The 18,939-nt window shown below is 66.9% G+C and carries 18 protein-coding genes; 9 read left to right on the top strand and 9 right to left on the bottom strand.

Annotated features, from left to right (window positions below; all coding sequences use genetic code 11):
• Positions 1-148: 148 nt before the first annotated feature.
• Positions 149-439, bottom strand: coding sequence for a co-chaperone GroES (locus tag VE25_RS12755; RefSeq protein WP_046109014.1), 291 nt, complete (start codon positions 437-439; stop codon positions 149-151).
• Between the two features lie 249 nt (positions 440-688).
• On the opposite strand from VE25_RS12755, the gene VE25_RS21895 reads away from it, so the two are divergent.
• Positions 689-1,048, top strand: a complete 360-nt coding sequence (locus VE25_RS21895) for a DUF427 domain-containing protein (protein ID WP_052731942.1) — start codon at positions 689-691, stop codon at positions 1,046-1,048.
• Positions 1,049-1,137: 89 nt separating this feature from the next.
• Positions 1,138-1,932 carry a transglutaminase domain-containing protein gene (locus VE25_RS12745; RefSeq protein ID WP_046109013.1) on the top strand — a complete coding sequence of 265 codons (795 nt, stop codon included), beginning with the start codon at positions 1,138-1,140 and terminating at the stop codon, positions 1,930-1,932.
• On the opposite strand, the gene VE25_RS12740 is transcribed toward VE25_RS12745, so the two are convergent.
• Positions 1,929-3,098 (bottom strand): MFS transporter, encoded by a 1,170-nt coding sequence (locus VE25_RS12740; RefSeq protein ID WP_046109012.1) that lies wholly within the window; start codon positions 3,096-3,098, stop codon positions 1,929-1,931. The genes VE25_RS12745 and VE25_RS12740 overlap by 4 nt on opposite strands.
• Positions 3,099-3,192: 94 nt before the next feature.
• Here VE25_RS12740 and VE25_RS12735 point away from each other — a divergent pair, with 94 nt between their 5' ends.
• The 3 genes from VE25_RS12735 to VE25_RS12725 all read left to right on the top strand — a co-directional run bounded on the left by VE25_RS12735 (position 3,193) and on the right by VE25_RS12725 (position 6,068).
• The gene (locus VE25_RS12735; protein ID WP_046109035.1) at positions 3,193-3,951 is read left to right on the top strand and encodes a DeoR/GlpR family DNA-binding transcription regulator; all 759 of its coding nucleotides are present in this window, start codon (positions 3,193-3,195) and stop codon (positions 3,949-3,951) included.
• A gap of 118 nt (positions 3,952-4,069) precedes the next feature.
• Positions 4,070-4,963: an arginase family protein gene (locus VE25_RS12730; protein ID WP_046109011.1), complete on the top strand. Its 894-nt coding sequence runs from the start codon at positions 4,070-4,072 to the stop codon at positions 4,961-4,963.
• A gap of 190 nt (positions 4,964-5,153) precedes the next feature.
• The gene (locus VE25_RS12725; protein WP_083988913.1) at positions 5,154-6,068 is read left to right on the top strand and encodes a DMT family transporter; all 915 of its coding nucleotides are present in this window, start codon (positions 5,154-5,156) and stop codon (positions 6,066-6,068) included.
• Between the two features lie 4 nt (positions 6,069-6,072).
• Here the strand turns inward: VE25_RS12725 and VE25_RS12720 are convergent, their stop codons facing one another.
• Genes VE25_RS12720 through VE25_RS12710 form a run of 3 tightly spaced genes read right to left on the bottom strand, consistent with a single transcriptional unit; the run spans position 6,073 to position 8,180 of the window.
• Complete coding sequence (locus VE25_RS12720; RefSeq protein WP_046109009.1) at positions 6,073-6,474, bottom strand: DUF2442 domain-containing protein; 402 nt, start codon at positions 6,472-6,474, stop codon at positions 6,073-6,075.
• Complete coding sequence (locus tag VE25_RS12715) at positions 6,467-6,706, bottom strand: DUF4160 domain-containing protein (RefSeq protein WP_046109008.1); 240 nt, start codon at positions 6,704-6,706, stop codon at positions 6,467-6,469. The genes VE25_RS12720 and VE25_RS12715 overlap by 8 nt, the downstream gene beginning before the upstream one ends.
• A 43-nt stretch (positions 6,707-6,749) precedes the next feature.
• Positions 6,750-8,180, bottom strand: a complete 1,431-nt coding sequence (locus VE25_RS12710; protein ID WP_244466916.1) for a sigma-54-dependent transcriptional regulator — start codon at positions 8,178-8,180, stop codon at positions 6,750-6,752.
• A gap of 205 nt (positions 8,181-8,385) precedes the next feature.
• Here VE25_RS12710 and VE25_RS12705 point away from each other — a divergent pair, with 205 nt between their 5' ends.
• The gene (locus VE25_RS12705; protein WP_046109007.1) at positions 8,386-9,606 is read left to right on the top strand and encodes an EAL domain-containing protein; all 1,221 of its coding nucleotides are present in this window, start codon (positions 8,386-8,388) and stop codon (positions 9,604-9,606) included.
• 252 nt (positions 9,607-9,858) lie between these two features.
• Here the strand turns inward: VE25_RS12705 and VE25_RS12700 are convergent, their stop codons facing one another.
• From VE25_RS12700 to VE25_RS12690, 3 genes are all read right to left on the bottom strand, one after another.
• The gene (locus tag VE25_RS12700; protein WP_244466915.1) at positions 9,859-10,344 is read right to left on the bottom strand and encodes a RidA family protein; all 486 of its coding nucleotides are present in this window, start codon (positions 10,342-10,344) and stop codon (positions 9,859-9,861) included.
• A 102-nt stretch (positions 10,345-10,446) separates the two neighbouring features.
• Positions 10,447-10,860 (bottom strand): c-type cytochrome, encoded by a 414-nt coding sequence (locus tag VE25_RS12695; RefSeq protein ID WP_052731941.1) that lies wholly within the window; start codon positions 10,858-10,860, stop codon positions 10,447-10,449.
• Between the two features lie 11 nt (positions 10,861-10,871).
• The gene (locus VE25_RS12690) at positions 10,872-12,458 is read right to left on the bottom strand and encodes an FAD-dependent oxidoreductase (RefSeq protein WP_046109006.1); all 1,587 of its coding nucleotides are present in this window, start codon (positions 12,456-12,458) and stop codon (positions 10,872-10,874) included.
• Positions 12,459-12,667: 209 nt separating this feature from the next.
• Between VE25_RS12690 and VE25_RS12685 the strand changes: the two genes are divergently transcribed.
• A complete protein-coding gene (locus VE25_RS12685) occupies positions 12,668-13,525 on the top strand; it encodes a TIGR01459 family HAD-type hydrolase (RefSeq protein WP_046109005.1) in 858 nt (285 codons plus the stop codon).
• 157 nt (positions 13,526-13,682) lie between these two features.
• Positions 13,683-14,657: a bifunctional riboflavin kinase/FAD synthetase gene (locus tag VE25_RS12680; protein WP_046109004.1), complete on the top strand. Its 975-nt coding sequence runs from the start codon at positions 13,683-13,685 to the stop codon at positions 14,655-14,657.
• 211 nt (positions 14,658-14,868) lie between these two features.
• On the opposite strand, the gene VE25_RS12675 is transcribed toward VE25_RS12680, so the two are convergent.
• A complete protein-coding gene (locus tag VE25_RS12675) occupies positions 14,869-15,468 on the bottom strand; it encodes a hypothetical protein (protein WP_052731940.1) in 600 nt (199 codons plus the stop codon).
• Between the two features lie 260 nt (positions 15,469-15,728).
• Between VE25_RS12675 and ileS the strand changes: the two genes are divergently transcribed.
• The gene (gene ileS, locus VE25_RS12670; RefSeq protein ID WP_046109003.1) at positions 15,729-18,830 is read left to right on the top strand and encodes an isoleucine--tRNA ligase; all 3,102 of its coding nucleotides are present in this window, start codon (positions 15,729-15,731) and stop codon (positions 18,828-18,830) included.
• Positions 18,831-18,939 lie beyond the last annotated feature (109 nt).

The raw sequence follows: 18,939 nt of genomic DNA, 5'->3' as shown, positions 1-18,939 counted from the left end.
AAGTTGAATTTAGGCGAAGCGAGCGCTCGGCTGCCGATGAGGCTGGCGTGGTCTTCGAGAACCGGAGCGGAGCGTACGTTCAAGTACGTGAGCACCGGAAGCGCAGAAGATCGCGTCAGACTCGCGGCAGGCGAGATGATCGCGAGTGCTAAGCCGTGATCACGCCCATGATGTCGCTCTCCTTCATGATGAGGAGATCCTGACCGTTGAGCTTGACCTCGGTGCCGCTCCACTTGCCGAAAAGCACGCGGTCGCCTTCCTTGACGTCCAGCGGGACGATCTTGCCGGTCTCGTCACGGCCGCCGGGGCCGACGGAGACGATCACGCCCTCGGAGGGCTTTTCCTTGGCGGTGTCCGGGATGATGATGCCGCCAGCGGTCTTTTCCTCGCTGTCAACGCGCCGGACGACAACGCGGTCGTGCAGGGGACGGAAGCTCATGTTCGCTCCTTGTAAGAGACAAGTTGGTGCAAATCTAGATCCTGTTAGCACTCTTGCAGTGCGAGTGCTAACAGGACGCATGGGGATATAGGAAGCGGCGGCGAAACGAGTCAAGAGCGCGTCGGCAAGGATTTATCGTTAACGCGCGCTTCGGCCCCGGCGAAGGCTGCGCCAACGTCCCGCGACGGAACGAAAACCCCACTTCGCGCGTCTTGGTTCTGATCGAGATCAACCGCGGGATTCGAGCCCATGCAGCCGCATTCGAAGACGAGCGATTTCACCATCGCGCCGGTGGAAGGGCGCGTCCACATCGTCGTCGACGACGCCCAGATCATCGATTCCCGCCGCGCGCTCCGCCTCGAGCGGCCCGGCGCGCCGGCGCGCATCTACGTGCCGATGGAGGACATCCGCTCCGACCTGCTGCTCGCCACCGACGAGCGCCGCCAGACGGAACTGGGCGAAGTGCACCTCTATACCGTCCGCACCGCCACCGCGACCGTCGAGAACGCCGCCGAATACGTCAGCGAACCCGCCCCCGGCGTCGAGACGCTGCGCGACCACGTCCACTTCCTCGACGACAAGGCGCGCTGCGAAATTTCGCCGGTGTGACGCAGGGACTGGACGACCGGGGCGGTCGTCGACCTTCCCCGCCCCGCCAAAACCGGTTCTAGTTGCCGCTTCTCCGTCGAGGAAGCGCCATGCAGGACGTTGACGTCTGGCGAACCCACACTCCCTTCTCCGATCCCGGCGTGCATGTCGGCGCCATAGCCGCCTTCCCGGCCGAAATCGGGCGCCTCATCGAGATCGTCCAGGGTGTCCTCGTCCATTCGAGCTGGCTCGATGAATACGGACTCGACGCAGCCAGGTTCACCGCGGCTGTGCGGACCACCCTGCCGGTTGCCCGGCGGCTGGATGACATCCTTGCAAGGGATCCGCAGCCGCTCGACGTCCCGCGCCCGCCCGAAAGACGCTCCATCGGCACCTGCCGCGACTATGCGTTGATGCTGTGCGCGTTCCTGCGCGCCAAGGGCGTTCCCGCTCGCGTGCGCTGCGGCTTTGCCGCCTATTTCCGCCAAGGCTGGGAAGATCACTGGGTCACCGAGTACAGGGACGCACGCACCGAATCGTGGCGTCTCGCCGATGCCCAGATCGATTCTATGCTGAGACACCGCAACCGGATCGTCTTCGATCCGGCCGACATGCCGCGCAAGGCCTTCCTCACGGCCGGCGAAGCCTGGCTGAGCTTCCGCCGCGCCGAAGCCGACCCCGGTGCATTCGGTCACGGCGAAACCACCGGCTCCTGGTTCATGAAGGTCAACGTCCTGCGCGACCACCACGTGCTCAACGGTCGCGAGACATCGGACTGGGACCGCTGGCGCGAAGCGGCTCCGACGAGGCGGTCCGTTCGCGACGATGACCTCGAGATGTTGGACGACCTGGCCGCCCATCCGGACCAGAAACTCGTTGCCCTGGCACCCGATTGGCTGGACTAGCGGCGCGCGGCGACCGGTCCCGATGTCGCGACAAGCAGCAGTCCGGCGGCCAGCAGCAGGAAGGCGGCCTCGAGGTTTGCGTATTGGGCGATGAAGCCGATGGCGGCGGGCCCGACGAGGATGCCGGCATATCCGAGGGTGGTGATCGACGCGACGGCGAGGCTCGCGGGCATGCGCTTCTGCCGCCCGGCGGCGGTGAAGAGTACCGGCACGATGTTGGAGGCGCCGAGGCCGACCAGCAGGAAACCGGCAAAGGCGATGGCCTGGCCGGGCGCGAACACCGCGAGCGCGAAGCCGGCCGCGCTCATCAGCCCGCCGATGACGATCACCCGCGCCCCGCCGAACGCGCGCACGATCCGGTCGCCCGCGAGCCGCCCCGCCGTCATCGCCACGACGAACATGGTGTAGCCGAAACCGGCCTCGCTCGCAGCAACGCCATGCGTCCCGATGAGGAAGAGGGCGCTCCAGTCGAGAATGGCTCCTTCGCCGAGGAACACGATGAAGCAGATGAGGCCGATGAAGACTACGATGCCCTTGGGCAGGACGAAGAGCGGTGTGTTCGCCTCCTCGCGGTTGCCGTAGGGCAGGAGGCCCGAATAGGCGAAGATGAGGAGCGCAAGCACCAGCGCGCTGACGATCAGCGTTGCCGCGAGCGGCGCCAGTCCCATGCCCAGCAGCAGGCTGACGCCGCCGGCGCCCACGATGCCGCCGAGGCTGAAGAGTCCATGGAAACCCGACATCATGTGGCGGCCGCTGTCCTTCTCGACCATCACCGCCTGGATGTTCATCGCCACGTCGACCGTGCCGACGCTCGCGCCGAAAAGGGCGAGCGCCACGGCGAGCGCTGCGACCGAATCGACGCTCGCCAGGAGCGGCAACACCAGGGAAACCACGAGGCTGGCGACGACGATCACGGCTCGGCAGCCGAAGCGGCTGGCGAGAACCCCCGTCACCGGCATGGCGATGATCGAACCGAGGCCGAGGCAGAGCAGCAGCACGCCCAGCATGCCGTCCTCCACGCCGAGCCGGTCCTTCGCATAGGGCACGAGCGGCGCCCACGACGCCATGGCAAGGCCCGCGACCAGGAAGACGGCCCGGGTCGCCGTCTGCTCGCGCGGGCCGGCCAGCGCATGGGGGGACGACGGGGCGGACGCAGCAGTGGTCAAGGGAGTGGCCTCTTGCGATCGGGCGGGAGCGCTCCCTTATTGCAGAGTCCTGCACAAACATGCAAGATCGTGCATAAACATGAAAGCGCATGCCATGCTCACCCAAGAACGGCAGAACCGGATCCGCCAGTACCTCTCGGAGCAGGGGCGGGTGCTGGCCGCCGATCTGGTCGCCGAGTTCAGGGTTTCCGAGGACACCGTCCGGCGGGATCTGCGCGAGCTGGCGAGGGCCGGCCATTGCCGGCGGGTCTATGGCGGCGCGCTCGCCCCGGCGCCCGACGGCGGCTCGATCGCCGCGCGTGTGCAGACGCAACCCGGCGCCAAGCAGCGGCTGGGCAGGGCCGCCGCCGCCCTGGTGCAGCCGGGGCAGACCGTGTTCATCGATGCCGGCTCCACCAACCTGGAGGTGGCGAGGGCCCTGCCGCGCGACATGGCGCTCACCGTGGTCACGAATGCGCCGGGCGTCGCGCTGGCGCTCGCCGACCATGCGCTTTGCACGACGATGCTGCTCGGCGGCCTCTACGATCGCGGCAAGGGCGCGTGCCTCGGCGCCGCCACGCTCCGGGAGGTTCGGCAGGTCTACGCCGATCTCTTCGTCCTCGGCGCCTGCGGCCTCGATGCCGGCATGGGCGTCACCGCGCTCGACCCCGGCGAGGCCGAGATCAAGCGGGCCATGATCGAGCAGAGCGGGCAATTGCTGATCGCCGCGACCAGCGACAAGCTGGGCACCGTCGCCCCGTTCCGGATCGCCGAGGCGGGGCAGGTCACCCATCTCGTGGTCGAGCCCGGCATGCGCGAAGACCTGGCCGCCGCCTTCGCCGCCCTCGGCATCGACGTTAGCACCGCCGACTGACGCAGTAGGGCGTGGATCTGGCGAACCCGCTTGCGTGCGCGGGGCGGAGACGACCCCTGCAGGGCTGGAACATCCTGCGGGCGCACGCGTTCGGGTGCTGAGGAGGAGCATTCGTCCAATGCGCCCATATGCCATCATCGAAGCGCCTTCCAATCTGGGTCTCTCCACGGTTGGTGTCGAGGAGCTGGCGGGCCGGCTTCTCGAGTTGGGTCTTGCCGAGCGCATCGGGGCGCGCCGCGCCGGGCGGCTGGCCGTCCCGGCCAACGATCGGAGCCGCGACCCGGAGACGACCATCCTGAATGCCGGAACGATCGCCGCCTGGTCGCCCTCGCTCGCCGATGCGGTGGAGGCGGTGCTCGATGCGGGAGAGTTCCCGATCGTGCTGGGTGGCGATTGCACGATCCTTCTCGGCCCGATGCTCGCGCTGCGGCGGCGGGGGCGCTATGGCCTGCTCTTCATCGACGGCCATGCGGACTTTTTCCAGCCGGAGGCGGAGCCGAAGGGCGAAGGCGCGTCGATGGATCTGGCGTGGGTGACCGGCTACGGGCCTGCGCTCCTCACCGATCTCGAGGGACGCGGTCCGCTGGTCAGCCCCGAAGACGTCGTGGCGCTCGGCTTTCGCGACCATGAGGATCAGGCCGAATTCGGCAGCCAGCCGCTTCCGGCCGGACTCGTCGCCTTCGATCTGCCTGCCGTGCGGCGGCTCGGCATCGAAGCCGCCACCCAGGCGGCGGTCGACCATCTGGTGCGACGCGACCTCGATGGGTTCTTCATCCATCTCGATGCGGACTGCCTCGACGACGCCATTATGCCTGCGGTCGATTTCCGTATACCTGATGGCTTCTCTTGGACGGAATTGGCAACCGCCCTGCGCATCGGCCTGGCGAGCGACAAGGTCGTCGGCCTTGAGGTGACGATCTATAATCCGCGCCTCGATCGAAGCGGTGAGGCCGGGCGCGGCCTTGCCGATGTGCTCGCCGCAGCGCTCGAAACGGCGGGTCGTTCCGCGTGAGGCCTCGTGCTCCGCGGCGGTAAGGCGACATCTCGGTTTCGACCCGTCGACATCCCCCGGTTCACCTGCTAAGCCCTGACCCTGCAACGGCCCTGCGCCGCCAGTTCTCTCTACTCCTGGACTCGCCTTGTCCGCCCCCGCGTCTTCATCGCCGCATCTGCCCGGCCCGCCCGACGGGAGGGCGTCGGTCATGCGCGGCATCGGGTTGAAGGTGGCCTCGGTCGCCGTGTTCGTCCTCATGATGAGCCTGCTGAAGGCCGCCGAGGGCGTGCCGCCGGGTCAGCTTGTCTTCTTCCGCTCATTCTTCGCCATTTTCCCGATCGCGGTGTTCCTCGCCTGGCGCGGACAGCTGGTCGATGGCCTGAAGACCGCCAATCCCGGCGGCCATTTCATGCGCGGAATCATCGGCACCGTGTCGATGGGCCTCAACTTCGTCGCCCTGACCAGCCTGCCGCTGCCCGAGGCGACCTCCATCGGCTATGCGGCTCCGCTCATCATCGTCGCCCTGAGCGCCATCATCCTCAAGGAGCGGGTGTGGCTCTATCGCTGGAGCGCGGTGGTCATCGGACTCATCGGCGTCCTCATCGTCATGTGGCCGCGCCTGACGCTCTTTTCGGACGGCTCGCCCGCCGGCCATCGCGAAATGATCGGCGCCGCCGCCGCCTTCCTCGGCGCCTGCTGCGCCGCCTTCGCCATGCTGCAGGTGCGCCGGCTGGTCATGAGCGAGAAGACGGCGACCATCGTCATCTATTTCTCGCTGACCTCGAGCGTCCTGGCGCTCGTCACGCTCCCCTTCGGCTGGGTCTGGCCGACCCCGCAGCAGGCCGCGCTCCTCGTCGGGGCGGGGTTTGCCGGCGGCGTCGCCCAGATCCTCCTGACCTCGAGCTACCGCCATGCCGACATGTCGATCATCGCGCCCTTCGAATATGCCTCGCTGATCCTCGCCATCATCGTCGGCTACGCCGTCTTCGCCGAGGTGCCGACCATCGAGATGCTGGTCGGCGGCGTCATCGTCGTCGGCTCGGGCATCTTCGTCATCGTGCGCGAACACCAGCTCGGCCTCGCCCGCGCCAAGGCCAAGGAAGCCTCGACCCCGCAGGGGTAGGGGATCAGGCCGATTTGCGCGGTCGCCCGCCCTTTGCACCGTTCGCCCGCGCCGCGGCGGCTTTGGCAGGCGAGCGAACCTGCCCGGCTCGGCGTGCCATATAGGCTCTCGTGCCGAAGATGCCGGCCATCAATCCGGGCACGGAAATATCGATATCGAGTTCGTCCCAATGCAGCCCGTAGCCGGCGCCGAGGATCTCGACCGCGGCGAGCTGATCGTCCGAAGCTTCGCCCAAGCCCTCCACGAGCTTGGGCGGAAACGCGAAGGTGGCGCCGTTCGTCAGTTCGACCACGACGCGGGCAGACGTGCGGTCATAACGGACGCTTGCCGCACGCGGTTCGTTCTGCGCCGCAGCCTTGCCCTTGGCGATCGCCGCATCGATGATTTCGTCGGAGAGCTCAGCCATGGATGTCCTTCCACTTCGCCAGGAATTCGTGCTGCCGTTCGGCAACGATCTGCATGGCGCGCTGTATGTCGCCATGCTTCATGCCCTCGGCCCAGACGAGTTCGGGCGCGCGATTTTCCCCAATGAGATTGATCTTCACCTGTCCGTCACCGAAGACATGCACGTGTGCGGGTTCATGGTCGTCGAGGAAAATGACGATGCGCAGGCCATGGGCACGACAGATCGTGACCATTTAGATAACCCATCCCGATGGGTTTTTCAACGCCCCCGATGCCTCACGCCGCTCCGGCCGTGTTCATCTCCGCCCAGCTCTGGCGCTTGCGGTAAATGGTCGAGGGGCTGATCTCGAGGGCGGCGGCGGCCAGCGAGATGTTGCCGTTGAACGAGGCGATGGCATCCTCGATGATGCGCTGCTCCTGCTGCCACATGGGCAGGACCGTGCGCCGCTCGCGCGGCGCCGGAGCGGTGACGGCGCCCGCCTCGCGCGATTCGATGTCGGCGGCCCTCAGCATCGCGGCGTCGATCTCGCCGCCGTCGAACATCACCACCAGCCGCCGCACGAGGTTCTGCACCTGCCGCACGTTGCCCGGCCAGTCGCGCGCCAGCATGGCCGAGGCCGCTTCCGCCGAAAAGCCGGTGAAGCGCTTGTGCTCCTCGCGCGCGAAGGTCGCAAGGAAATGCCGGGCCAGCGCCATCACGTCGGCCGGGCGCTGCCGCAGCGGCGGCAGGTGGATCGGCAGGACATGCAGGCGATAGAAGAGGTCCTCGCGGAAGGTCCGGTCGGCGATCATCTGCATCGGGTTGCGGTTGGTCGCGCAGATGACCCGCACGTCAACTTTGCGCGTGCCCGATTCGCCCACCCGGCTCATCGTCCCGGTCTGCAGGAACCGCAGGAGCTTGGACTGGAGCGAAAGGTCCATCTCGCCGATCTCGTCGAGAAAGAGGGTGCCCCCGTCGGCAAGCTCGGCCGCGCCCTTGCGGTCTTCGTGCGCGCCCGTGTAGGCGCCGCGCACCACCCCGAAGAGCTCGCTTTCCATCAGGTCGCGCGGGATCGCCGCGCAGTTGACCGCGATGAACGCCCCGCCCGCGCGCGGACCCCTGGCGTGCAGCGCCTCGGCGGCGACTTCCTTGCCCGTGCCGCTCTCGCCGGTGATGAAGACCGGGGCCGAGGAGGGCGCGATCCGCTCGATCTGCTCGTAGACGAACTGCATGGCACTCGAGGCGCCCACGAACCCGGCAAAGCCGGTGACGCACGCCTGCGGCCTCGCCTCGATGGCGATGGCGCGCGTCTTGCCGTGCCGCTCGGCCAATTCCCCGATGCGGGTGGCGAGCGCCGGGCCGTTGACGGGCTTGGCCACATAGTCGTGCGCGCCCGCCTGCATGGCCGCCACCGCCGCCGAGACCGAGGCGCCGTCCGAAAGCGCCACCACCAGCGCGCCGCGTGACAGCTTGACGAGTCGCGTCACCGCGTCTTCGGTCGCCTCCGCCAGGTCGGCAAGGCTCGTCAGGTCCGCCAGCACCACGTCGAAATCCTGGCCCTTGAGGGTTTCCGCCGCGTGCCGCCCACCGGCGACGGCCGTCATTTCCGGGGCCGAGACGAGGTTTTCGGCAAGCGTTTCCGCCAGCACCCTGGCGCTCGATGCGTCCCGGTCGATGAGCAGCAGCCTGCCTTGCGTGAGGGTCGCCGAAGCGCCTGCCATGACCATTAAAACCCCAATCCCGTCATAAAAATCGCTGCCGCCGCACCCGCCGGGCGGGAACGGCCGCACGCGGACGATCTTGTCGATTTAGGGTAAATAATCCGTTTTCTCCGCCACCTTCCGGCCCGGCTAAGCTTTTTACTTATCCCCCGGAATGCTATGACATGCTGGGCCGAATCTCCCTTCGGCTTCTGGGGCTCGAAACATCGCCGTGCAGGCACTCGTTTACACATTCGTGGCGCTGGCCGCCTTGGGAATCGGCGCGACCGCCTATTTCGGCCTGGCCTTCACGCCGGTCGAAGCCGGGCTGACCGCTCTCGTTGCCGCCGGCCTCTGCGTCATCTCCATCGAACGCACGCTGCGCCGTCGCGCCGAGGCGCGCCTTGAAAAGGCGATCGAGGATCTTTCGCGGCTCCTCGCCACCGATGCGCAGGCCGGCGCCGTCCTCAGCCAGCGCGTCAACCAGCTCGCCGACCAGGATGCCGGCAAGCGCCTCCAGGCCGTCGAGGCCGACATCTCGGTGCTGGGCACCGTCATCCGCCAGGTCGCGGAGGCCGTCGCCGAGATCGAGGAGAAGAAGTCTCCTGCCGCCGCCGTGCCGCAGGCGCAGCCCCTGGAGATCGCCGCCGTCGAGGATTCCAAGCCGACCGTCCCGTCCGATGTGGTGCGCCGCGCGCTCGCCGACGATCGGCTGGTCGTCCATGTGCAGCCCGTCCTCACCCTGCCGCAGCGCCGCGTCCACGGCTACGACCTCGTGCCGCGCCTGGTGCTCGACGACGGCGGGATGGCCGAGCCCGCCGACTTCCTGCCGCGCGATGGCGGCGAGGATATCCTGCGCCAGGTCGATGGCGCGGCCCTTCTCGAAGCCGTCGCCCTCGCCCGCCGCGCCCGCGCCGCCGGCCAGTCCGTCACGCTTTTCGTGCCGCTGACCCGCGCCACCCTTGCCGACCGCGCCAGCCGCGAGCAGCACGTGGCCGCCCTCGAGGCCAACCGCACCATCGCGCGCAGCATCGTCTTCCTGATGACCGAGCGCGACTGGCAGGCGCTGGGCGAGATCGAGCGCGCCGGCCTTGCCCAGTTCGCGCGCGTCGGCGCGAGCTTCTCGCTGACTGCCGTGCGCTCGCTCCGCCTCGATATCGCGAGCCTCGTGGGGCAGGGGGTGGGGTCGCTGCGGGTCGAGGCCGGTCTGTTCCTCGCCGATCCGCAAACGCTCGCCGATTTCCACGTTTCGGACATCGCGAGCTATCTCGCCCGCTTCGGTGTCGACCTCATCGTCACCGGCGTCGGCGGGGAGCAGCAGGTGCTCGAGCTCATCGAGGACGGCGTGAGCCTCGCCCAGGGGCCGCACCTTGCCGCCCCCGAACCGGCCCGCGCCGACCTCCTCTCCGACCGCCCCCGGGCGGTCGCGCAGCTGCGGCGGATCGAGGGATAGAGCGCTTCCGGAACACCCACCGGCTGTCATCCCGGCGAAAGCCGGGAACCAGTACACGCTGATGCCGGTGGGGCGCACCTCACGCTCCATACCACCGGGTCGCAGGGAGCAAGATCGCGCTGAACCGCGACGGCACGGTTTACTGGAATCCCGGCTTTACACCGGGGTGGTAGGACACACCCTGCCCGAAGATGAACGGGCACCACAAAAAGCCGCCCAAAACGGGCGGCTTTGCCGATCGCGTCTCGGGTCCTATTCGCGGACGGCCACGACCTCGATCTCGACCAGCCATCCGGCGTTGGCCAGGCCCGCGACTTCGAACACCGAGCGCGTCGGCAGGTTCGGCTGCTCCTCGGTGCCGAAGAATTCGACGTAGCCGTCCATGAAACCGGAAAAGTCCATCGCGCCGCTTTCGTCGGCGACGAGATAGACCTGCATCTTGACGATGTCGCCGAGCGTCAGGTCGAGGGATTCGAGCGTGCCCGCGATGTTCTCGAGCACCGAGATGGTCTGCTCGCGCGTGTCGCCATAGGCGGCGAGCGTCCCTGCCTCGGCCGTTTCGTCGATGACGCGCGGCACCGCGCCGCTGAGATAGACGAGCGTCGCTTCGGGCGGGATCTCGACGGCCCGCAGGATCGGGAAGTTGGAGTTGGGATTGGTGTGCCGGATAACCTCGGCATTGGCCGCGCCGACGCTCGCGAGGGCCAGCACCGCGCCCAGAACGATCGATTTCATCATGTTGCCTTCCTTCGTTGAAAAGACTGGGGTTGGATTAAATCGGGACGAACCGCGCCGCATGTGCGCGGCGCGCTCGTTTCCTCCTCCCAAGGACGTGGCGGATCAGCGTGCGCCGGCCACCATCTCCGCGGTCACCGGCTCGGCATAGTCGTTGCCGAAATGGGTGCGGATGTATTCGACCACCGCCGCGATCTGCTCGTCGTCCAGCACCGAACCCAGCGGGGGCATGGCCGCCTGGCCGTGGACGATGATGTGGATCGGATACTCCGGAAACTCGAGGGTGGGATTGTCGGCAAGCGCCGGATAGGCGCCGGCGCCGACTGCGCCCTGTCCCTCCGGCATGTGGCATCCGGCGCACACCGCACCATAGATGCCGGCCCCCGTTTTCTGGGTGAGGACCGACGGGCTGGCAAAGAGCGCCGCGCTGTCGTCGGCCTCCGGCTTGGTGCCTTCCTGGGCTAAGGCAAGGGGCGCGAGCGAGGCGAGGACCGCTGCCGCAAGGATGAAACGGTTCATGGCTCTTCCTTTCAGCCGTTGGTTGCCACGTCGTGCAGGCGCTTGATGGCGTCGAGCGAGGAGAGGATCGCTCCTTCCATCCAGGCCGGCAGGTAGCTCAGGTGCTCGCCCGCCATCACCACGCGGCGGTCCATGGCCACAGCGTCCTGGTACTGCGCCTCCTTGTCCTGCCACTGGCCATAGCAGCCGAGGACCCACGGCACCCGGTGCCAGGCGACCGACACGCCGGTCTTGAACTCCTCGTTGTATTGCGGGTGGATCTGCGCGCCGTATTCGAGCGCCTTGGCCACCCGCTCCTCGGGCGGCAGGGCGTTGAACTGGTAGGAGGTCGCCCCCCAGCTGTAGGCGCCCAGCAGCACGCCCGGCTTTTTCTGGAAGAAGTCGTTGGAGGGGTACGAGATCATCGAGATCGGCAGGTCGGTATAGGTGATCCCGCCATAGATGTGCTCGTCCTCTTCCCAGAAGCGACGGTTGAACTCGAGCCCGACCTTGATGGAGCTCGCGTAGTACATCGAATTGATGACGTTCGAGAGCTGCGAGGAGAAGTTGTGCTCGATCTGGCTGAGGATCGAGAAGGGAATGGTGCACACGCAATAGTCCGCGGTGACCGTCTCGCTCGCCCCGCCGTTTTCCAGGTCCTCGAAGGTGACCGAGACGCCGTTCTCGTCCTGGGTGATGGCGGTCACCTTCTTCCTGTAGCGGATAAGGTCGCCGACGTTGCGCTCCATGGCCTGCGCGATCATGTCCATGCCGCCGCGCGGCTGGAACATGGGCATGGAGGTGTTGAGGGATTCACCCGCGGCGATGTTGCGCCAGAGGTTCGACTGCAGGATCGTCGAGAGGTCTATCGGCTCGTTGGGAATGGGCGAGCCGTCGACGCCGCCGCCGGGCGGGCGTTCGTAGCCGCGCCGGCCGCTGGCCGAGGTGGAGGACACGTATGCGTTCTGCTCGTCGAGCGCCCCGAAGCTGCGCAGCGACGTGAGGAGCAACGCTTTGTCCTCCTCGCTCACCATCTCGTCGAGCGCGCCCTGGTCGGTCACTTTGGCCAGGAGCTCGGCGATGTGGCCGCGATAGTCGGTGTTGATCTCGCGGAAGCGCACCGGCTTGCCGTCGAACGCTTTCGTCGAATGCAGGTAGGCGTTGTTGTTGACCTGGATGAAGGGCTCGAGCTCGACGCCGAGCCGCGAGCAGTAGTCGAGCACGCCGAAATGGTTGTAGGGGATGCGCCAGGGGCCGGGATTGAAGTAGTTGCCCTCGGCGAAATCGACCTGCTGGACCGCCCCGCCCAGCTCCTCGTAGCTGTCGCCGCTGCGCAGCGTCCAGCAGCGCCCGCCTGCCTTCTCGCGATATTCCAGCACTTCCACCGCATAGCCGGCGTCGCGCAGCTCCATGGCCGCGACCATGCCGGCAAGGCCCGCGCCGAGGATGATCACCCTGGTGCCTTCGGGCGCCTGGCCGAGTTCGATCGGCCCGGCATAGGGAGAGGCCTTGGCGATCCCCATCATCGCCATCGCCTGATACATGAGCGCCGCCCCACCGACGGCTCCGACCATGGAGAGGAACTCCCTCCGCGTCGGTTGTACCTCTTCGTTGTCCATTTTCCCTCCAATGAACATCATTTAAGCATGGCTCGATGATGCCCACCAAAGAGGCTTCGTCAACTCCCTTCTTGTGCTAAATTTTTAATATCGCTCACTTTTTCGCAACATTATTCCTGATTTCGGCGCTCCACATTTAGGATGTTTCCGTGTCGCGGCGAATTGCGCTAGAGCTTGTCGAACCTCTCCCGCGCCGTTCAGGACACCCAATGCCCGCCACTATTTCCGGCCTCGCCGATCTCGCTCCCAAGTACGATGCCGTCCTTTCGGACGTCTGGGGCGTCATCCATAACGGGGTCGAGGCGTTCCCGTCGGCCTGCGAGGCGCTGGTCGAATACCGCAGGGCCGGCGGCAAGGTCGTGTTCATCACCAACGCCCCGCGTCCCTCCGGCCCGATCGTCACGATGCTCGATCGCCTGGGCGTGCCGCGGCAGGCCTATGACGGCATTGTCTCCTCGGGCGACGCCACCCGCGCCATGATCGCGCGCTATTCCGGCAAGGTCATCCACCACGTCGGCCCGCCGACCGAGGACGACGCCCTCTACGAGGGCCTAGACGTCACCCGCGGTTCGGCCGAGAATGCGGCCGTCGTCGTCGTCACCGACCTCGATACCGACGACGACACCCCCGAGATGTACCGCGAGCGCGCCGAATTCTGGCTCTCGCGCAAGCTCAAGATGATCTGCGCCAATCCCGACCGCGTTGTCGAGCACGGCGACAAGATCATCTATTGCGGCGGCGCGCTGGGCGATCTCTACGCGGCCATGGGCGGCATGGTGCTGATGGCCGGCAAGCCCTATCAGCCGATCTACGAGGAAGCCTATCGCCTGGCGCAGGACGCCGCCGGCCGGCCGCTCGACAAGTCGCGCGTCCTCGCCATCGGCGACAGCGTGCGCACCGACGCGACCGGCGCCGCCCAGTTCGGCATCGACCTCCTCTTCGTCACCGGCTCCATCCACGCCGCCGAGCTCGACGCCTTCGGCAACCCGGACCCGCAAGCCATCGCCGAACTCGTCGCCCCCAGCCGCGCCAACATGGTCGGCTTCCTGCCGCGGCTTTCGTGGTAGGTTCCCCTCCCCCTTGAGGGGAGGGGTAGGGGTGGGGGGAAGCTGCCAGCAACACGATCCCGCCGGGTTCGCTCCCCGCTATCCTCGACCCTTGCAAACGGGCGCGGCCCGTTGCAGTTTCCGCCCATCCTTGCGTCCACGAGGCCCCGATCCCCACGTGACCGACTTCCATTATCTCTCCGGCCTCGACCATGTGCCCGCGGAGCTGCGCGGCGCGATGCTCGCCATCGGCAATTTCGACGGCTTCCACCGCGGCCATCAGTATGTGCTGGAAACCCTCAAAGCCCGCGCCGCCGAGCGCGGCGTGCCGGCGGTGGTCTTCACCTTCGAGCCGCACCCGCGCGATGTCTTTGCGCCCAACCCCTTCATGTTCCGCCTGACGACCGGCAACGCCAAGGCGCGCCTAGCCGAGGCCATGGGGCTCGACGGCATCATCGTCATGCCGTTCACCCGCGAGTTCTCGCAGAACGAGGCCGAGGATTTCGTCTCCCGTTTCCTCGTCGAGGCGCTTGACGCCAGCGGCGTCATCGTCGGCTCGGATTTCCACTTCGGCCGCCAGCGGCGCGGCACGCCCGCTTTCCTCAAGGCCGAGGGCGAGCGTCTTGGGTTCACGGTCGAAACCCTCGATCTTCTCGACGAGGGCGACGAGGTCATCTCGTCTTCGCGCATCCGCGCGGCCCTCTCGGAAGGGGCGGTCGCTGCCGGCAACCGTCTGCTCGGCTATCACTGGTTCTTCGAGGGGTGCGTGGTCGAGGGCGACCGGCGGGGCAGGGAACTCGGCTACCCCACCGCCAACACCCAGACCGACACCGGCTTCGCCCTCGCCCAGGGCGTCTATGCCGTGCGTGCCCGCATCGGCGAACGCCTCTTCGATGGCGTTGCCGCCTACGGCAAGCCGATGTTCGACAACCAGCGCCCGCCCTTCGAGACGCATCTCTTCGATTTCGACGAGGACATCTACGGCCACATCATCACGGTGGCGATCGTCGGCCACATCCGCGGGCAGGAGGTGTTCTCCGGCCTCGACGAACTCATCGCCGCCATGGACCGCGACAGCCGCAAGGCCCGCGACCTGCTGGCCGCGGCCAGGGCGATTTCGGAATTGGACAAGAAGCTCGGGTTTTTCGGGTAGCCGGACTCCGGCCGCCGAAGGTGCCCCCACCCCGATGTCATCCCGGCGAAGGCCGGGACCCATCCCGAGATGCTTTCGCAGCCGCAAGGTGTGTGAAATGGGCGGGGCGTCACAGCTTCCCGTGCGCAATGATGTGTTCAGGGCTGGATCCCGGCCTTCGCCGGGATGACATCGGTGCGGAGGGCAGTCGCTACCCAAAGCTCCCCAATCCTCAGAACCGCCAGCGCAACCCCACGGACGTAGCGTTGTGCCCGTCGCCCATGTTGGAGATCAGGCCCCAGCCGCCCGAGCGGTGCTGGACGCGCATGAAAGCTTCGAGGTTCGGGTTGCTGTCGAGCGTGACGCCGATTTCCGGGGCGATATAAAAGAGCAGGTGCGGGTTGGCGTCCGGCGCCACGCGGTCAGTCTCGATGCCGATGGTGTTGGTGATGGCCGAAAGGCCCCCGGTCACCGATGCCGAGATGTTGACCTGGCCGATCCTGAGGGCGTCGAACCGCCCGACGATGCCGGCCCAGGCTTCCCCGCGCACGTCCTCGCCGAACCCGACCGAGGCGCCCGCCTCCCAGCCGAAGCGCAGCCACTCGGGTCCGAGATAGAACCGCTGGTAGCCGCCCCCGATCAGGAAGTTGTCCTCATAGTCGACGCCGAACGGGCCCAGCGGGTTGAGCTGGTCTTCCAGATGGTCGCTGTAATAGCGCCCGCCGAAGACGAAGACGGCCTCGTCCTTTGACAGTTCCTCGCCCATGGCGGGCACGCTCGCGAGAAAGCCCATCGAAAGGGCGCCGATCATGACGAGGATGGACTTGTGCAATCTCGAGGGTCTCCGCAGTATTCCTTGGCGGCATTATGGTTTCCATTCGGTTAACCGGACCGCCGGTTCCCGCGTTGCATGCCGCCATCTTGCAAGCTACCCGGATTCTGCCTGTTTTCCAGTAGCTTGTTGCGATTTGCACATTTGCCGCCCGGTATGCCGCCGCCTTGCCGCGATGCGGCATGTGCAATTCCCCCTTTGCCCCGGCAGCCCTCGCTTGCTACAAGGCCGCCAAACTCCTCCTGACAGCAAGCCGACCGATGAACGATACCGCCGTGAGCGAGACCGAGACCGACTATTCGGCAACGCTCTTTTTGCCGCAGACCGATTTCCCCATGCGCGCCGGGCTTCCCGACCGCGAGCCGATCTGGCTCGAGCGCTGGGAGAAGATGGACATTTATGCGCGCCAGCGCGAGGACGCCAAGGACCGCCCGCTCTTTACCCTGCACGACGGCCCGCCCTACGCCAACGGCAACATCCATATCGGCCACGCGCTCAACAAGACGCTGAAGGACCTCGTCTCCCGCTCCATGCAGATGCTGGGCTACAACTCGGCCTATGTGCCGGGCTGGGACTGCCACGGCCTCCCGATCGAATGGAAGATCGAGGAGCAGTACCGCGCCAAGGGCAAGGACAAGAACGACGTCCCCATCAACGAATTCCGCGAGGAATGCCGGCGCTTCGCCAGCGAGTGGATCGACATCCAGCGCGAGGAGTTCAAGCGCCTGGGCGTCATCGGCGAGTGGGACAACCCCTACCTCACCATGAGCTTCGATGCCGAAGCGCAGATCGCGCGGGAGCTGATGAAGGTCGCCGTCTCCGGCCAGCTCTATCGCGGGTCGAAGCCCGTGATGTGGAGCGTGGTCGAGCGCACCGCGCTCGCCGAGGCCGAGATCGAGTACCAGGATTACGAGAGCGACGCGATCTGGGTGAAGTTCCCGGTGAGCCGGCTCGGCGGTGTCGAACCGGCAGCGGGCAGCAAGGCCGTGCGGCCCTATGTCGTGATCTGGACCACGACGCCGTGGACCATCCCGGCAAACAGGGCGATCTCGTTTTCCGGCAAGATCGCCTACAGCCTTTATCGCGTCACAGCGGCTCCGGAAGGCAACTGGGCGGCGGTTGGCGACCAGTATGTCCTGGCCGACAACCTGGCCGCGGACGTCATGCAGAAGGCCAAGGTCGAGGCCTACGAAAGAGTTTTCGCCGTCAGCGCGCAAATGCTGGCCGGTGCGCTGGCCGAGCATCCACTGCGTGGCCTCGGCGGCAACTACGCCTTCGATGTCCCCCTGCTCGATGGCGAGCACGTCACCGACGATGCCGGCACCGGCTTCGTCCACACCGCGCCCAGCCACGGCCTCGACGACTTCGACATCTGGATGGCCTCGACGCGCGCGCTGCAGGAACGCGGCATCGACACCACCATCCCGTTCCCGGTCGACGATGCCGGCTTCTACACCAAGGACGCCCCCGGCTTCGAGGGCGCGCGCGTCATCGACGATTCCGGCAAGAAGGGCGACGCCAACAAGCGGGTGATCGATGCGCTCGCCGAGGCCGGCATGATGGTCGCCCGCGGCCGCATCAAGCACCAGTATCCGCATTCCTGGCGCTCCAAGAAGCCGGTCATCTACCGTAACACCCCGCAGTGGTTCGTCTATATGGACAGGCCCATCGGGCAGGCCCCCTCATCCGCCCTTCGGGCACCTTCTCCCCAGGGGGGCGAAGGGAACTCCGCGTCCGGTGCGAGCGCCGTGCTCACCTCGCCCCTCCGGGGAGAGGTCGGCTCGCGAAGCGAGACGGGTGAGGGGTTGGCCGCAACGCGCGCCGATGTTCCAGATACCCTGCGCAACCGCGCGCTGCGCGCCATCGACAACACCCGCTTCTATCCCGCCGCCGGGCAGAATCGCCTGCGCGCCATGATGGAGGACCGGCCGGACTGGGTGCTCTCGCGCCAGCGCGCATGGGGCGTGCCGATCACCGTCTTCGTCCACAAGGAGAGCGGCGAGATCCTCAAGGACGAGACGGTCAACCACCGCATCGCCCAGGCCTTCGAGGATGAGGGCGCCGACGCCTGGTACAAGGACGGTGCCGCCGCGCGCTTCCTCGGCGATGCCTACGATCCGGCCGACTACGAGATGGTCATGGACATCCTCGACGTCTGGTTCGACTCGGGCTCGACGCACTCGTTCGTCCTGCGCAACAAGCAGAAATGGCCGCACCTCAAGTTCCCGGCCTCGATGTACCTCGAAGGCTCGGACCAGCACCGCGGCTGGTTCCACTCTTCGCTGCTCGAAAGCTGCGCCACCAACGGCTTCGCGCCCTATGACAGCGTGCTGACGCACGGCTTCACCATGGATGGCGAAGGCCGCAAGATGAGCAAGTCGCTGGGCAACGTCGTCGCCCCGCAGGAGATCATCAAGCAGTACGGCGCCGATATCCTGCGGCTCTGGGTCGCCTCCTCCGACTATTCGGAAGACCTGCGGCTGGGCAAGGAGATCATCCAGACGACCGTCGACAGCTACAGGAAGTTGCGCAACACCCTGCGCTGGCTGCTGGGCAATCTCGCGCACTACCGTCCCGAGGACGAGGTGCGCTTCGAGGAGATGCCCGAGCTCGAAAAGCTCATCCTCCACCGCCTCGCCGTCCTCGACGAGACCGTGCGCGCCGCCTACAAGGAGTACGACTACAAGCGCCTCGTTGCGGCCCTGTCGAACTTCATGAACGTCGAGCTCTCGGCCTTCTATTTCGATATCCGCAAGGACGCGCTCTACTGCGATCCGATCTCCTCGGTCCGCCGCCGATCCGCGCTGACGGTCCTCAACCACCTCTTCGATTGCCTGACCGCCTGGCTCGCCCCGGTGCTGGTCTTCACCATGGAAGAGGTGTGGCTGGAACGGCATAAGGAAGAGAACGCCTCGGTGCACCTGCGCCTCTTCCCCGATGTTCCGGCCGACTGGCGCAACGACGAGCTTGCCGCCAGGTGGGACAAGATCCGCGCCGTGCGCCGCGTCATCACCGGAGCGCTGGAGATCGAGCGGCGCGAAAAGCGCATCGGCGCCTCGCTGGAAGCGGCTCCCCTGGTCTTCATCGAGGATCCGGCACTTGCCGCCGCCATCGCCGACGTCGACCTTGCCGAGATCGCCATCACCTCGGCCGTCATTATCGGCAACGCCCACGCCGCGCCCGTCGCCGGCTTCACGCTGCCGGAAGTGCCCGGCGTCACCGTGGTCCCGGCCCTGGCGCAAGGCCGCCGCTGCGCCCGCTCGTGGAAGATCCTGCCCGAGGTCGGCTCCGATCCCGAATACCCGGACGTGACCCTGCGCGACGCGCAGGCCCTGCGCGAACGCAAGGCGGCGGGGCTCTGAGGTTGCGCTCGGGTCTGATCGCGACTTCCCCCCACCCTGTCCCTCCCCTCCAGGGGGAGGGGACCCTCCCCGTCGTCGGTACTACTCTCGGCCGCAGTGCCTGCGGCTC

This window comes from Devosia geojensis (assembly GCF_000969415.1).
Classification (GTDB): domain Bacteria; phylum Pseudomonadota; class Alphaproteobacteria; order Rhizobiales; family Devosiaceae; genus Devosia; species Devosia geojensis.
Note: the sequence above shows the minus strand (reverse complement) of the source record. Positions and strands in the feature narration are given on the sequence as shown.

Excerpts from the sequence above, each read along its gene's own strand:
- VE25_RS12755 (WP_046109014.1), bottom strand. The coding sequence starts at position 439 with ATGAGCTTCCGTCCCCTGCACGACCGCGTTGTCGTCCGGCGCGTTGAC.
- VE25_RS21895 (WP_052731942.1), top strand. The coding sequence starts at position 689 with ATGCAGCCGCATTCGAAGACGAGCGATTTCACCATCGCGCCGGTGGAA.
- VE25_RS12745 (WP_046109013.1), top strand. The coding sequence starts at position 1,138 with ATGCAGGACGTTGACGTCTGGCGAACCCACACTCCCTTCTCCGATCCC.
- VE25_RS12735 (WP_046109035.1), top strand. The coding sequence starts at position 3,193 with ATGCTCACCCAAGAACGGCAGAACCGGATCCGCCAGTACCTCTCGGAG.
- VE25_RS12730 (WP_046109011.1), top strand. The coding sequence starts at position 4,070 with ATGCGCCCATATGCCATCATCGAAGCGCCTTCCAATCTGGGTCTCTCC.
- VE25_RS12725 (WP_083988913.1), top strand. The coding sequence starts at position 5,154 with ATGCGCGGCATCGGGTTGAAGGTGGCCTCGGTCGCCGTGTTCGTCCTC.
- VE25_RS12720 (WP_046109009.1), bottom strand. The coding sequence starts at position 6,474 with ATGGCTGAGCTCTCCGACGAAATCATCGATGCGGCGATCGCCAAGGGC.
- VE25_RS12715 (WP_046109008.1), bottom strand. The coding sequence starts at position 6,706 with ATGGTCACGATCTGTCGTGCCCATGGCCTGCGCATCGTCATTTTCCTC.
- VE25_RS12710 (WP_244466916.1), bottom strand. The coding sequence starts at position 8,180 with ATGGTCATGGCAGGCGCTTCGGCGACCCTCACGCAAGGCAGGCTGCTG.
- VE25_RS12700 (WP_244466915.1), bottom strand. The coding sequence starts at position 10,344 with ATGATGAAATCGATCGTTCTGGGCGCGGTGCTGGCCCTCGCGAGCGTC.
- VE25_RS12695 (WP_052731941.1), bottom strand. The coding sequence starts at position 10,860 with ATGAACCGTTTCATCCTTGCGGCAGCGGTCCTCGCCTCGCTCGCGCCC.
- VE25_RS12690 (WP_046109006.1), bottom strand. The coding sequence starts at position 12,458 with ATGGACAACGAAGAGGTACAACCGACGCGGAGGGAGTTCCTCTCCATG.
- VE25_RS12685 (WP_046109005.1), top strand. The coding sequence starts at position 12,668 with ATGCCCGCCACTATTTCCGGCCTCGCCGATCTCGCTCCCAAGTACGAT.
- ileS (WP_046109003.1), top strand. The coding sequence starts at position 15,729 with ATGAACGATACCGCCGTGAGCGAGACCGAGACCGACTATTCGGCAACG.